This is a genomic window from Roseomonas sp. TF40 (genome assembly GCF_057219975.1).
Map to the genome: position 1 here is coordinate 364,653 of NZ_JBXVVR010000005.1, position 13,120 is coordinate 377,772.

Consider the following 13,120-nt stretch of genomic DNA (forward strand, 5'->3'; position numbering starts at 1 on the left):
GTTACTCGCGCCGCAGCACCCCATCCACCAGCCGGTCGGCCCAGGGCCTGGAGGTGAAGGAGGCCCGCAGCGCGTCCTCGTCGTAATCCTCGCGCAGCCAGTCGAGGAAGGGCTTGGGCCCCTGCGCCGCCAGGAAGGCGCCATAGGCGCGGAAGAAGGCGTCGAGGATGCCGGTGCGGCTGGCCGCGACATGGCCGAAGCGCCAATGCAACTGGCCGAGCGCCTCCGCCACGCTGCGCTCCTGCAGCAGCAGCCAGATGCCCGCCACCAGCCCCGTGCGGTCCGCGCCGGATTTGCAGTGGATCAGCACCGGCTCCGGCAGTTCCGCGAACAGGCCGGCGAGGCGCAGGATGCGGTCCTTGTGCGGCGCGCCGCGGCTTTCGAAGGGCGCGTCCACATGCACGAGGCCGAGCGCCCCCGCCCGCGCGCGGCCCAGGGCATCGCTGCCGCACTCCTGCCGGTGGCCGCGCAGGTTGATCACGCTGCGCAGGCCATGGCGGCGCTGCGCGGCCTCGAGCTGCCAGGGCAGCGGGTGGTTCGAGCGATAGAGCCGGCCTTCCGCCACCACGCCCCAGTTCCGCCAGCCCAGCCGCAGCGCGGCATGGTCCACCAGCAGGCTGTTCAGCCAGGCGCCGCGACGCCCGGCCGGCGTGGTGAGATCACGCGGCACTCAATCGGCCTTGGCGGAAGCGTCCGAGCGCGTCGCACCCACGCGCGAAGCCAGCGCGGCGGCCATGAACTCGTCGATCTCGCCATCCAGCACCGCGTCCGGATTGCCCTTCTCGACGCCCGTGCGGAGGTCCTTCACCATCTGGTAGGGCTGCAACACGTAGCTGCGGATCTGGTGGCCCCAGCCGATATCCGTCTTGCCGGCCTCGATCCCCGCGGTGATGGCCTCGCGCTTGCGCAGTTCCAGCTCATAGAGCCGCGCCTTCAGCATCTCCATCGCGATGGCGCGGTTCTTGTGCTGGCTGCGATCCTGCGTGGAGGCGGCGACGATGCCGGTCGGGATATGCGTGAAGCGCACGCCCGATTCCGTCTTGTTCACATGCTGCCCGCCCGCGCCGGACGCACGGAAGGTGTCGGTGCGTAGATCGGCCGGGTTGATCTCGATCTCGATGCGGTCATCGATCACGGGATAGACATAGACGCTCGCGAAGCTCGTCTGCCGGCGCGCCGCCGCATCGAAGGGGCTGATGCGCACCAGCCGGTGCACGCCCGTCTCGGTCTTGAGCCAGCCGAAGGCGTCGGTGCCGCTGATCTGCAGGGTGCAGGACTTGATGCCGGCCTGCTCGCCCTCGCTCTGCTCGGTCATCGTCACCTTGAAGCCGCGCTTCTCCGCCCAGCGCGTGTACATGCGCGCCAGCATCTCGGCCCAGTCCTGCGCCTCGGTGCCACCGGCCCCGGCATTCACTTCCAGATAGGCGTCGTTGGCGTCCGCCTCGCCCGAGAGCAGGCTCTCGATCTCGCGGCGCTTGGCTTCCTCGGCGAAACGCTTGAGGTCGGCCACGGCGGCGTCGGCGGTGCCGACATCGCCCTCGGCCTCGGCCATCTCGATGAGTTCCATCGCATCGGCCACGTCACGCGTCAGGCGCTGCACGCCCTCGATCTGCGCGGCGAGGCGATTGCGCTCGCGCATCAATTGCTGCGCCTTGTCGGCGTTGTTCCACAGCGAGGGGTCCTCGGAGAGGGCGTTCAGCTCCTCGAGGCGGCGTAGGGCGACATCCCAGTCAAAGATGCCTCCTCAGCAGGGCCACCGAATCGGTGATCTGCTCGTTCAAGGCGGCGGCGTCGGCGCGCATTGTCGGTCCAGTTCGTTGAGGCCTTCCGGCCGGGGTGGCGCGTTATTGCCGGGTTCGCGCCGGCTGTGAAGCGCGCTATGCGGGGGATATGAGCGCACTCCCCTACCGTCTCAATGTCGGCGCCGTGCTGTTCAACGCCTCCGGCCTGGTGCTGGTCGCGCGCCGCGCCGACATGCCCAATGCCGAGGGCGCGGCCGGGGGCTGGCAACTGCCCCAGGGCGGCATCGACGCGGGCGAGGACCTCCGCACCGCCGTGCTGCGCGAACTCGCGGAGGAAATCGGCACGGACAGGGCCGAGATCATCGCCGAACACCCGGAATGGCTGAGCTACGACTTCCCGCCCGAACTCCAGGCCATGCGCATCGCGCAGAAATACCGCGGCCAACGCCAGCGCTGGTTCGCGCTGCGCTTCCTGGGCGAGGACAACGACATCCGGCTCGACGCCGACCCCCACCCGGAATTCGACGCCTGGCGCTGGGCCCGGCTGGAGGAACTGCCGGGCCTCGCGGTCAGCTTCAAGCGCGACATCTACACGGAACTGACCCGGGCCTTCGCGTATCTCGCGGCGCGGTGAGGGATGTGCCTTGAGGGGGGCGCTGCCCCCCTCAAACTCCCCCGGCCAAGGGGCGGTGGCCCCTTGGAACCCGCCTTTACCGAACCTGGCATGGCGTCGATAGCCATGACGTCTGGCCCGGCATCGGTTCGGCCCGCTCCGGGCAGGTCGATCCCCGCGGTCTCCAACATCGCCCGCAATTCTCCGATCAGCTCGATCCCGGCCGGGCCGCCTCCAGCCCCTCGGAGGAGGATCCCGCCGCCAGCACTCGGTTCAGGCGCGGCAGGCGCTCCCGATAGACACGTCCGATGTCGGGATGCAGCCGGATGACCGGCGTGCCAAGGTCCGTCAGCATCTCCGAGAGGCTCGACCGCTTGGCTTCAAGTGCATCCAGCTTGTCTTTCACCCCGGCGGCGCGCATGCCCTCGGCCAGGGCGTCGATGATGTTGGCACGCTTGCGCTCGACGTGTCGCAGGAATGCCTGGGTGAGCGACCGGCACGGGGCGCTGATCGCGCCGGGCCTCGGACGGCGCAAGCGCACTTCCGTCCCGATGCGTTGCTCGCTACCGTGACAATTGGGTAAGGTCGCGAAGCCGATCGGCCCGATCCACGCAACGTCCAGGATCGCACATGCCAGTCAACCTCACCGTGAACGGGCGGCGGCACATGCTCGACATTGATCCCGAAATGCCCCTGCTGTGGGCGCTGCGGGAGACGCTCGACCTGACCGGGACGAAGTATGGCTGCGGGATCGCCCAGTGCGGTGCCTGCACTGTCCTGGTGGACGGGACCGCCATCCGCGCCTGCGTCACGCCGGTTTCGACCGTGGACGGGCAGGAGGTGACGACCATCGAGGGGCTTCACCCCGAGAACCGCCATGCGCTGCAGCAGGCCTGGATCGAGGAGCAGGTGCCGCAATGCGGCTATTGCCAATCCGGCCAGATACTGGCCGCCGCGGCGCTGCTGACCGTGATTCCGAAGCCGACCGACGCCGACATCGACAGCGCGATGGTCGACAACCTCTGCCGCTGCGGCACCTATCCGCGCATCCGAGCCGCGATCAAGCGCGCGGCCGGCACCGGCGCCTGAGCGGGAGGGAGATCGGACCATGACCCTCGCCCTCGAGCGCCGTTCGCTCCTGCGCGCCGCCGGCACGCTCGTGCTCGGCTTTGCCGTGCCGCTGCCCGCTGCGCGCCACGCCGCCGCCCAGGCCAACCCGCCCGTCCGCCCGCCGATGACCGGCGGTGCGGGCACGCTGACCGCCTATCTCGCCGTCGCCCCCGACGGCGCGATCACGCTCTACTCGCCCACCACGGAGATGGGGCAGGGCACCTGGACGGGCCATGTCGCGATCGTGGCCGACGAACTCGGCGCCGATCCCGGCCGCATCGCGGTGGAGAACCCGCACCCGGCCGCGCCCTACCGGCGCGACGTCGGCGCCGGCCCGGCCATGGGCTCCGGCGGGTCCTGGGGCGTGCGCTACTGGTACCAGCCCCTGCGCGAGGCCGCTTCCCGCGCCCGCGCCGCGCTGGTGATTGTCGCGGCGGAGCGCCTCGGCGTGCCGGCGGCGGAGCTGCGGGCGGAGGACCACCATGTCGTGCACGCCGCCTCGGGCCGGCGCCTGGGCTTCGGGGAACTGGCCGCCGCGGCCGCCCAGCGCCCGCTGCCCGAAAGCGCCGCGCTGCGTCCGGCTTCGGAGCTGAAGCTGATCGGCCGCGGCCTGCCGCGCATCGACATCCCCGCCAAGACGCATGGCGGCGCGATCTACTCGATCGACCTCAAGCTGCCCGGCATGGTCTATGCCTATGCGCGGGTGTCGCCGGTCTTCCGCGCCGAGCTCGACCGCTTCGACGCGGCCAGCGCCAAGGCGGTGCCGGGCGTGCTCGACGTGGTGGCCATCCCCGGCGGCGCCGCCGTGGTCGCGAGCTCCATGTGGGCGGCGATCCGTGGCGGGCGTGCGCTCGAGATCGCGTGGAAGCCGACGCCGCACGACACCACCACCTCCGCCGACATCACGGCCGCGATGAAGGATGGGCTGGCGCAGCCGCAGGGCGCGGTGTCGCGCAACGATGGTGACGTCGATGCCGTGCTGCGCGCTGCCGCCCGCGTGGTGGAGGCCGACTACGAGGTGCCCTTCCTCAGCCACACGCCGCTTGAGCCCTGGAACATCAACGTCCGGATCGAGGGTGACCGGCTGGAGATCTGGGCGCCGACGCAGAACCAGGACCGGCTGCTCAACCGCGTCGTGCGCGAGACCGGCTGGGACCGGGCGAAGATCCGCCTGCACACCATGCTGCAGGGTGGCGGCTTCGGCCGGCGACTCTACGAGGACATGCCTTCGGCCGCAGTCATCGTGGCGCGCGCGGTCGGCAGGCCGGTGAAGATGTTCTGGACGCGGGAGGACGAGATCGGCCAGGGCTGGGGCCGCCCGGCGCAGATGGCGCGGCTGCGCGCCGCACTCGACGCGCAGGGCAAGGTCACGGGTCTGTGGGTCCGCACGGCGGGCACCTCGATGAACCGGGACTTCAACAACTTCCAGGGCGACCTCGACGCAAGCTCGGTGCAGACGCTGGGCGATACGCGCTACCGCACCGGCGCCTACCGGGTGGACTATGTCCGCCGCCAGGCGCCGGTGCCCAGCATGCCCTGGCGTTCCGTCGGCGCGACGCAGAACGGCTTCTTCATGGAGAGCTTCCTCGATGAGGTCGCGCAGGCGGGGGGCAAGGATCCGGTCGCGCTGCGCCGGGAATTGCTGGCGCATGATCCGCGCGCGCTGCGCGTGGTGAACACGGCGGCGGAGAAGGCCGGCTGGGGCACGCCGCTGCCGGCCGGGCGGGCGCGTGGCTTCGCCTTCGTGGAGAGCTACGGCTCGCTCTGCGCGCAGGTGGCCGAGGTGTCGATGCAGAACGGCCGGCCGCGCGTGCATCGCGTCGTGGTCGCGCTGGACTGCGGCAGCCAGGTGCTGCCTGATGGCGTGCGCAGCCAGGTCGAGGGCGGCGTGATCCAGGGCATCTCCACCGCGATGGGGGAGAAGCTCGAGATCGCGGCGGGCCGCGTGCAGAACGCGAACTTCGACCGCTACCACGTCCTGCGCACGGACGAGGCGCCGACGCTGATCGAGACGCATGTGATCGAAAGCGGCGAGCGGATGGGCGGCGTCGGCGAGCCGCCGGTGCCGCCGATCACGCCGGCGCTGGCCAATGCGGTCTCTGCCCTGATCGGGCGACGCATCCGCAAGCTGCCCATCACCGACGCGCTGGGCTGAAGCCGGACCGGCGGGGAGGGGGGCCGCCCGCGCGGCGCTCTCCCCGTTCGGCTCAGGAAGAACCGCCGCACCCGCCGGGTGCACGGGACGCGCCCACGCCGCGCAGCATGGGGGCACGCTCCGGTCGGGACGGCGACCATCCGCGATCCGTCGCCGGCGAAGACTGCCGTGACATCATTCTGATCACGCGCCTTCATCGATCCGATGCACCCAGGACATGCCGGTCGCCGCCGAGGTTCAGCGGGCCGGGGTGCACGATCGGCATGTCCGCCCGCATATGCGGATCGGCGTGGAAACAGGCCCCGGCGGTTCCTGGCGGACGAAAGATCGACCTGCGGCGGCCGCATCTGCACTCTGGCGATGCGAGAGCGGAACGGGCGACTTCAGGAGAGGGGCCGATCTCTGCAGGCACCATCGCAGCCCAGAGCATGCTGCGTTCCCATGAACGCAGCTCGTGCTCTGGAAATCATTGAATTCAGAGCAAGAAATGCGTTCAGCGTCGCGGCAGCGCCGCGACCCATCTGAACGCAGATTGCCCTAATCGACCGTGATCCCCCGCTCACGCGCGATCGGTCCCCACTTCGCGCGTTCCACCGCCAGCGCCTCGCTCATCTTCGGCGCCATGGTCCGGGCCGAGATGTCGGTGGCACCGCCCGGCGTGAAGCCGACGACGAGCCGCAGCGGACGGTTGGGAAAGCCCTCCTGCGCCAGCGCCGGGGCCGACAGGGCGGCGGCGGCAAGCAGGGCGCGGCGGCGGATGGCAGGCATGTCGTTTCGTCCCCGGACTGTCGTGGGTTGCCGCCTCATCGCGTGCAGGGCCGAGGCGGCGAAGCAGCCCCGTAGACGCTCGGCCTGACCTACAGCGCGAGCCAGCGCCGCGCGCGCTCTTCGATCGGGCGATCGATCATGCGGCCATCAAGCAGGACCGCGCCCTGGCCCTGCGCGCGAGCGGCTTCGGCGGCCGCCACCACGCGCCGCGCCCAGGCCAATTCCTCCGGCGTCGGGCCGAAGCCCTCATTCACCACCGGCACCTGGCGTGGATGGATGCAGACGCTGCCGGTGAAGCCGAACTGGCGCGACAGCCGCACCAGCGCGCTGAAGGCCTCCATGTCCACCGTCTCCGCGACACTGCCGGCGAGGCCCCAGAAGGCGAGGCCATGCGCGTGCGCGGCAACCCCCACCATCTGCGCCGGCACGCCGAGCGAGGCCGGGGCCGGGGCCAGCCCGATCGCCGCCGCGTAGTCCTCGGCGCCGAAGCCAAGTGCGCAGAGCCGCGGGGTGGCCGCCGCGATGCGCGGGGCCTCCAGCACGCCGCGCGGCGTTTCGACGAGCGCGACGACGGCGGCGTCGCTTCCCCGCGCCGCGAGCGCCGTCGCCAGCGCCTCCACCTGCCGGGCCGATTCCACCTTCGGCAGCATCACCGTCACCGCGCGCCCATGCGGGAGCGTTGCGATGTCGTCCGCCCACAAGGCGGGTTCGGCGTTGACGCGCAGCAGCAGCTCGGCGCCGCGCGCGGCAAGGTCGCGCAGCGCCGCGGCGGCCAGCGGCCGCGCCTCGGCCTTGCGGTCCATCGGCACGGCATCTTCGAGATCGACGATCAGCGCATCGGCGCCGCGCTCCGTCGCCCTGGCCAGCAACTGCGGTGAGGTCGCGGGCAGGAACAGCAGGGAGCGCGCCGCCTTCAGCCGCATCGCACCATCCCCTTCGCCACCATCGCTGCGACCTGCTCTGGCGTGGCGCCAAGCTCCCCGAGGATCGCCGCCGAGTGTTCGCCGCACCCCGGTGCGGGCCGGCGCAGCCCGCCGGGCGTGCCGCTCAGCCGCGGGGTCACGGCATGCATCACCGTGCCGCTGGCCTCCTCCTGCCCATACACGCCGCGGGCCGCGACATGCGGATCGCGCAGCAGGGAGAGCGCATCATGGATCGGCCCGACGGTGACGCCGCGCGCGCGAAACAGCTCGAGCGCCTCCTCGCGTGCCATGCCGCCCATGAAATCGCGCAGCAGCGCCTCGACCTCATCATCATGGGCGAGGCGTGCGGCGTTGGTGGCGAAGCGCGGATCCTCGATCAACTCGGGCCGGCCGATCGCCTCGAAGACGCGCCGCGCCATGGTGTCGGTGGAGCCCGACAGCGACACCCAGCCCCCGTCGGCGCAGCGATAGGCGCCGCGCGGCGAGGCGATCTTGAGCGTCTGCGCCGGCCTGCCGGTCGCCGCCGCATGGGTGACGTCGGGCCCCATGATCGCCAGCATGGGCTCGAGCAGGGAGAGGTCGATCACCTGCCCGCGCCCGCCCTGCACCTCCACCGCGCGCAGCGCCGCCATCACCGCGAAGGCGCCGGTCAGGCCGGTCACCATGTCGGCCAGCGCCATGTTCGGCAGCCCGGGCGTGCCATCGGCGTGGCGATGCTTGTCTGCGAAGCCTGAAAAACCCTCGATCAGGCTGCCGAAGCCCGGCAGGTCGCGATAGGGGCCGGTCTGGCCCCAGCCCGAGAGCCGCACGATCACCAGCCCCGGCACCGCAGAATGCAAGGACGCAGGGGACAGGCCCATCGTCTCCAGCGTACCGGGCCGGAAGCTTTCCACCAGCACCTGTGCCGTGCCGATCAACTGGCGCAGCCAGCCCATCGCCTCGGCATCACGCAGGTCGAGCGCGAGGCTGCGCTTGTTGCGGCCATAGACGCGCCACCAGCCATCGAAGCCGTCCGGGTAGTCGGGATGGGCCTCCCGCCAGGCGCGCAGCGTGTCGCCACTGCCGGCAGGCTCCACCTTGATGACGTCGGCGCCGAAATCGGCCAGTTGCAGCGACAACATGTTGCCCGCCACCAGCCGCGACAGATCCACCACGCGGATGCCACCGAGCGGCCCCTGCAGCGCCGGCTCATACCGCAGCCGGGGCAGGGTGGCAGGAAGGGTTGCCGTCATTCGACCTTCAGGCCCAGATCCTGCACCAACTGCCGCCAGAAGGGCGCTTCGTCGCGCAGGCGCTGCACGAAGGCCTCACGCGGTTCCCGCAGGATCTCGGTCTGCGAGGCCGCGAAACGGCTGACCACCTCGGGGTTCGCCAGCGCGTCATTCACCGCCGCACCCAGCACGGCCAGCACCTCCGGCGGCGTGTCGCGCGCGGCGAAGAGCCCGGCGAGCACGCCGATCGAGGGGCCGGGCAGCCCGGCCTCGGCCAGGGTCGGCACATCCGGCAGCGTGCTCTCGCGCTGCGCGCCGGTGACCGCCAGCGCGCGCAGGCGCCCGCCCGCGACATGCGGGGCGGCGGCGGTCAGGCTGTCGGTGGCGAACAGCACCTGCCCGCCCATCAGGTCGGTCAGCGCCGCGCCGCTGCCGCGATAGGGGATGTGGTTCGCCTGCACGCCCGCACGGCGCAGCAGCGCCTCGCTGCCCAGATGCGTCAGCGTGCCGACGCCGGCCGAGGCATAGGCCGAGGGCGTGGCGCGCAGCCGGGCCACGAGTTCGCCGATGCTGCGCGGGGCGCTCGGCGTGTTGGCCACCAGGACCACGAAGGCCGCGCGCACCACGGAGGCGACGGGGGCGAAATCCTCCAGTCCGAAGCGCGCCGCGGGGTTCATCACCGGCTGGATCAGCAGCGCGGCGGTGGAGGAAAAGATCACGCTGTAGCCATCCGCCGGTCCGCGCGCGATGGCCTGATGCGCCACGATGCCGGCACCGGCCGTGCGGTTTTCCACCACCACCGGCTGGCGCAGCGCGGCCGCCATCTGGGGCGCGAGCAGCCTCGCGCTGATGTCGCTGCCCGAGCCCGGACCCTGGGAGACGACCAGCGTGACGGGCCGCGTGGGGAAGGACTGCGCCCGGGCTGTGCCCGCGAGGCCCATCGCGCCCGCAGCCAGAAAGCCCGTGCCAAAGAGCATGCGGCGTCTTGTGACGAATGGCATGGTGGGTTTCCTCCTGGTCCGGAGCGTAGGAGTATTCAGTGCCATGTCAAATATTGTCTCAACACGGAAACCACGCCCGCGCGCCACTGCCGAGGCGCTGCGGCGGCACGCGCCCGAGACGCTGATCACCTTCCGCGTCTCCGTGCTGTCGCAGGTGCTGGCGCGGCTGGTGGACGCTTCCGTCGGGCAGGATCTGGGCCTGTCGAGCCGGCAATGGCGGGTGCTGGTGATGCTCAACCGGATCGGACCCTCCACCTCGGGTGCGGTGGCGCGCATGGCCTCGCTCGACCACAGCCAGGTCAGCCGCGCCTCCTTCGAACTCGTCACCAAGGGGTTGGTGGTGCAAAGCGCGGATGCGGCCGATCGGCGGCGCCAAGTGCTGTCCCTGACGCCGGCGGGCGTCGCGGTGCTGCGCGCGGGGCTCGGCGGGTCGCTGGAACGCGAGCGGCGCCTGCGCGCCTGCCTGGGCGAGGCGGATTACGCGGCGCTGACGCGCGCCCTGGCCGCGCTGACGGCGGAAGCGCGCAGCATGATCGAGGAAAGGGCGAAGTCGGCATGACCGCGTTCCAGGAGATCGGCGACCTGCCGTTGCGTCTTGGGGGCATGTTGCGTGGCGCGGGGCTGGCCTACATCACGCGCGGCAGGCTGGCGCCGGATGGGCGCAACGCCGTGCTGCTGACGCATGGCTATACCTCCTCCCACAGCTTCATCGAGGGTGGCTCAGGGGCCTCGGAAGGTGGGTGGTCCGGGCTGGTGGGGCCCGGGCTGCCGATCGATACGGATCGCTACTTCGTGGTCAGTTCGAACATGCTCGGCTCCTCCTTCGGCTCGACCGCGCCGCGCAGCATCAACCCGGCAACGGGCCGCCCCTATGGGCCGGACTTCCCGCCCATCACCCTGACCGACATCGTCGCCGCCCAGCGCCGGTTGCTGGACGCGCTGGGCGTGCGCGGCCTGCATGCGGTGGTTGGGCCTTCCTATGGCGGCTTCCAGGCCTTCACCTGGGGCGTGGAGCATCCGGATTTCCTGCGCGGGCTGGTGGCCGCCGTCAGCGGGCTGACCGCGCCACGCTCGCTGGATCCCGCGCCGCTGGCGGCGAGGCTCGCGGCGGACCCGAACTGGCATGGCGGGCATTACTACGACCAGCCGGGCGGCGTGCAGGCCACCATGATGGCGGTGCGCGAGGAGACGCTCCGCCGCTACGGCCTGGATGAGGAACTCGCCCCCCATCTGCCCGACAAGGCCGCCCGCGATGCGGAGATTCGGCGCCGCGCGCGGGACTGGGCCGAGGCCGCCGATGCCCACGCGCTGCTGGTGCTTGGCCGGGCGCTGGATCACTACGATCTTCGCACCGAACTCGGCCGCATCCGGGCGCGCGTGCTTTACGTGCTTTCGCGCACCGATCGGCTGTTTCCACCGGATCTCGCCGGCGAGGTGATGCCGGCCCTCGCGGCTTCGGGCGTCACGGCGCGCTATTTTGAGATCGACAGCGAGCATGGACATCTGGCGAGCGGCACCGAAGCGGCGAAATGGGGACCGGCGCTGCGGGAATTCCTCGAGGAACTCGGATGAGCGGCGCGGCGCGGTCGTGTCGGCGGCGGTCGGATCGGGCGCGCAGGCCGACCTCTGGCGCCGCCTTTGCAGGGCCGGCGCACCCGCTTGCAGCCTCGCCAGACCTCACGCGGCGTAGGCCCGCAGCACCTTCTCGATGGCCGCGCCGATGCGTTCGGCATGTGCAGCCGTCAGGCCCTCGTTCCACCACATGCAGACCGTCTCGCGACAGGCCTTCTCGGCGACTGGGCAGATCGGGTCGTCGAAGTTCCAGTTGCGCTGCACGCCGGGCAGTGTGAAGGGCCAGCCCGAATTGCCGAAGGTGCGGTGCTCGCGGATCACCGGGTAGCGGTAGAGCGGTATTGGGCCAGGGTAGCCGACGAAGCCGTCAATGCCCTCGGCCGCCAGCGCTTTCATCACCTGCGGGATGGGCGCGCGGAGCCGTTCCGAATGCAGGCGGAAGGCGTAGTCGAAGAAGACGCCGGTGCTGTCCGGCAGGATCGGCACCGGCGCCACGTCCACCGCCGCGAGGCGCGCGGTCAGCACGCAGCGAGGTAGCTGAGGTCCAGGTAGCGCTCCGGCTGGGTCAGCGCGGTTGCCGGGGAGGCATAGGCCGAGCGCAGGCGCAGCACGGTGGCCAGGCCTTCCGGGTCGATCGAGAGGTCGCGGCGCAGGCCGCGGGCCGGGTCCAGCAGCAGGGTGCAGGCGGCCTCGGCCTGGGCCGGGGTCAGGCTGCCGCCGAGCCGTGCGGCGAAGAGGCCGATGGCCTCATTCCGGTTCGCGGGGGTGGTCAGCCAGTCCAGCGCTTCCTTCCAGCCGCGGATGAAGGCGATGAGAGTGTCGCGGTTCGCCACCGCCCAGGCGCGGGAGGCATTGGCCGTGACCCCGGCATAGGGCCCGATGACGTCCGTGGCCCGCGCGAGGCGGTGGAAGCCCTTGGCCTCCGCGATCAGGTCGAGCGGCGTGGTCAACAGCGTGGCGGCGGTGCGCCCGGCCAGCAGCGCCTCCAGCCGCAGCCCATGGCCGCCGACGCGGAAGAAGGGCGTCTGTTCGGCGGTGAGGCCCGAGCGCACCAGCATCTCCCGCAGCACGAAGGCGTAGCCGGTGGTCAGCGCATCCACCGCGATCGGGCCATGCGCGGCGAGGTCCGCGATGCGCGTCACGCCGGGGGCGGCCATCAGGCTCAGCACCGCGTCGTCGATGCCGAGGAAGGCGAAGAAATCGGCCGGCCCGGGCAGCCCGGCCTCGCCCTGGCCCTCGACATAGGTGACGACGTTGTCGATCGCCGTCAGCGCCACCTGGCAGCGCCCTTCATGGAGCGCGCGCGCCAGCTCGACCGAGTTGGGCGTGATGGAAAGCTCCACCGCCAGCCCATGACGGGCGAAGATCCCGCGTTCCAGCCCGACCCACATCGGCCAGTTGGACGCGCCCTGGAAGGCGAGGACATGCAGGGGGCGGGGCGTGCTCATGCCCAGATTCTATCGATGCGGGCGATGAAGGCAATCGCTTGCCGAGAGAGTGGTTGCGGCTTGGCATAATGTCGATAAAACTGCAGACCAAGACCTGGGAGCAAACGCCGCATGACCGCCACCCCGCCCCCTGCCATCTGGCGCCCCACCCCTGCCTTCCGTTTCCCCGGCGGGCATCGCGTCGGCATCATCTTCAACATCGCCTATGAGGGCTGGTCGCCGGGGCAAGTGCCGGGCATCGGCCCCATGGGCAACCCGCTCAAGCCCGGCTTCTACGATGCCAATGCGGCCTCCTGGGGTCTCTACGGCGCCGTGAAGGGAATCTGGCGCGCGCTCGACATCGCGGCGAAGAACGGCGTGAAGACCTCGGTCATGGTCAATGGCGTGCTGGCCGAGCAATGGCCCGAAACCGTGCGCGCCATCCATCAGGGCGGGCACGAGATCGTCGCCCATTCCTACGGCATGGATGTCATCCCCGTGTATCTGGATGAGGCCGGTCAGCGCGAGAATATCCGCCGCACCACCGGCCTGATTGCCGACCTCACGGGCGAGAAGCCGATCGGCTGGATCAGCCCGC

At 71.1% G+C, this 13,120-nt stretch carries 15 protein-coding genes; 6 read left to right on the forward strand and 9 right to left on the reverse strand.

The features are described 5' to 3' along the window. Position 1 precedes the first annotated feature (1 nt). Together AC2D9U_RS16795 and prfB are read right to left on the reverse strand one after the other, a co-directional pair. Positions 2–670, reverse strand: coding sequence for a fused DSP-PTPase phosphatase/NAD kinase-like protein (locus AC2D9U_RS16795; protein WP_484751162.1), 669 nt, complete (start codon positions 668–670; stop codon positions 2–4). Beyond that, a protein-coding gene (prfB, locus tag AC2D9U_RS16800; RefSeq protein WP_484751164.1) for a peptide chain release factor 2 occupies positions 671–1,802 on the reverse strand; the annotation gives its coding sequence in 2 pieces (ribosomal slippage) (positions 671–1,732 and positions 1,734–1,802; 1,131 coding nt in all). 88 nt (positions 1,803–1,890) lie between these two features. Between prfB and AC2D9U_RS16805 the strand changes: the two genes are divergently transcribed. Next, the gene (locus AC2D9U_RS16805; protein ID WP_484751165.1) at positions 1,891–2,376 is read left to right on the forward strand and encodes an RNA pyrophosphohydrolase; all 486 of its coding nucleotides are present in this window, start codon (positions 1,891–1,893) and stop codon (positions 2,374–2,376) included. 187 nt (positions 2,377–2,563) lie between these two features. Here the strand turns inward: AC2D9U_RS16805 and AC2D9U_RS16810 are convergent, their stop codons facing one another. Continuing rightward, positions 2,564–2,890 (reverse strand): hypothetical protein, encoded by a 327-nt coding sequence (locus AC2D9U_RS16810; protein WP_484751166.1) that lies wholly within the window; start codon positions 2,888–2,890, stop codon positions 2,564–2,566. A gap of 95 nt (positions 2,891–2,985) precedes the next feature. On the opposite strand from AC2D9U_RS16810, the gene AC2D9U_RS16815 reads away from it, so the two are divergent. Then, the gene (locus tag AC2D9U_RS16815) at positions 2,986–3,444 is read left to right on the forward strand and encodes a (2Fe-2S)-binding protein (protein WP_484751168.1); all 459 of its coding nucleotides are present in this window, start codon (positions 2,986–2,988) and stop codon (positions 3,442–3,444) included. A 19-nt stretch (positions 3,445–3,463) separates the two neighbouring features. Next, complete coding sequence (locus AC2D9U_RS16820) at positions 3,464–5,620, forward strand: xanthine dehydrogenase family protein molybdopterin-binding subunit (RefSeq protein WP_484751169.1); 2,157 nt, start codon at positions 3,464–3,466, stop codon at positions 5,618–5,620. Between the two features lie 537 nt (positions 5,621–6,157). On the opposite strand, the gene AC2D9U_RS16825 is transcribed toward AC2D9U_RS16820, so the two are convergent. The 4 genes from AC2D9U_RS16825 to AC2D9U_RS16840 all read right to left on the reverse strand — a co-directional run bounded on the left by AC2D9U_RS16825 (position 6,158) and on the right by AC2D9U_RS16840 (position 9,523). Then, positions 6,158–6,388 carry a hypothetical protein gene (locus AC2D9U_RS16825; protein ID WP_484751170.1) on the reverse strand — a complete coding sequence of 77 codons (231 nt, stop codon included), beginning with the start codon at positions 6,386–6,388 and terminating at the stop codon, positions 6,158–6,160. A gap of 89 nt (positions 6,389–6,477) precedes the next feature. Continuing rightward, entirely contained in the window at positions 6,478–7,311 is an 834-nt protein-coding gene (locus tag AC2D9U_RS16830; protein WP_484751171.1) for an HpcH/HpaI aldolase/citrate lyase family protein, read from the reverse strand. After that, a complete protein-coding gene (locus AC2D9U_RS16835) occupies positions 7,302–8,543 on the reverse strand; it encodes a CaiB/BaiF CoA transferase family protein (RefSeq protein ID WP_484751173.1) in 1,242 nt (413 codons plus the stop codon). Before AC2D9U_RS16835 ends, AC2D9U_RS16830 begins: the two co-directional genes overlap by 10 nt. Then, the gene (locus AC2D9U_RS16840; protein ID WP_484751176.1) at positions 8,540–9,523 is read right to left on the reverse strand and encodes a Bug family tripartite tricarboxylate transporter substrate binding protein; all 984 of its coding nucleotides are present in this window, start codon (positions 9,521–9,523) and stop codon (positions 8,540–8,542) included. Before AC2D9U_RS16840 ends, AC2D9U_RS16835 begins: the two co-directional genes overlap by 4 nt. A gap of 43 nt (positions 9,524–9,566) precedes the next feature. Here AC2D9U_RS16840 and AC2D9U_RS16845 point away from each other — a divergent pair, with 43 nt between their 5' ends. Both AC2D9U_RS16845 and AC2D9U_RS16850 read left to right on the forward strand, forming a co-directional pair. Beyond that, entirely contained in the window at positions 9,567–10,082 is a 516-nt protein-coding gene (locus tag AC2D9U_RS16845; RefSeq protein ID WP_484751178.1) for a MarR family winged helix-turn-helix transcriptional regulator, read from the forward strand. Beyond that, on the forward strand, positions 10,079–11,095 hold the full coding sequence (locus AC2D9U_RS16850; protein WP_484751180.1) for an alpha/beta fold hydrolase: 1,017 nt from the start codon (positions 10,079–10,081) through the stop codon (positions 11,093–11,095). The genes AC2D9U_RS16845 and AC2D9U_RS16850 overlap by 4 nt, the downstream gene beginning before the upstream one ends. A gap of 105 nt (positions 11,096–11,200) precedes the next feature. Here the strand turns inward: AC2D9U_RS16850 and AC2D9U_RS16855 are convergent, their stop codons facing one another. Both AC2D9U_RS16855 and AC2D9U_RS16860 read right to left on the reverse strand, forming a co-directional pair. Continuing rightward, positions 11,201–11,620, reverse strand: a complete 420-nt coding sequence (locus tag AC2D9U_RS16855) for a hypothetical protein (RefSeq protein WP_484751182.1) — start codon at positions 11,618–11,620, stop codon at positions 11,201–11,203. Next, entirely contained in the window at positions 11,614–12,543 is a 930-nt protein-coding gene (locus AC2D9U_RS16860; protein ID WP_484751184.1) for an ABC transporter substrate-binding protein, read from the reverse strand. The genes AC2D9U_RS16855 and AC2D9U_RS16860 overlap by 7 nt, the downstream gene beginning before the upstream one ends. 111 nt (positions 12,544–12,654) lie before the next feature. On the opposite strand from AC2D9U_RS16860, the gene AC2D9U_RS16865 reads away from it, so the two are divergent. Then, positions 12,655–13,120 (forward strand): polysaccharide deacetylase family protein (locus AC2D9U_RS16865; RefSeq protein WP_484751186.1); only part of this gene is annotated, 466 nt, incomplete at its 3' end.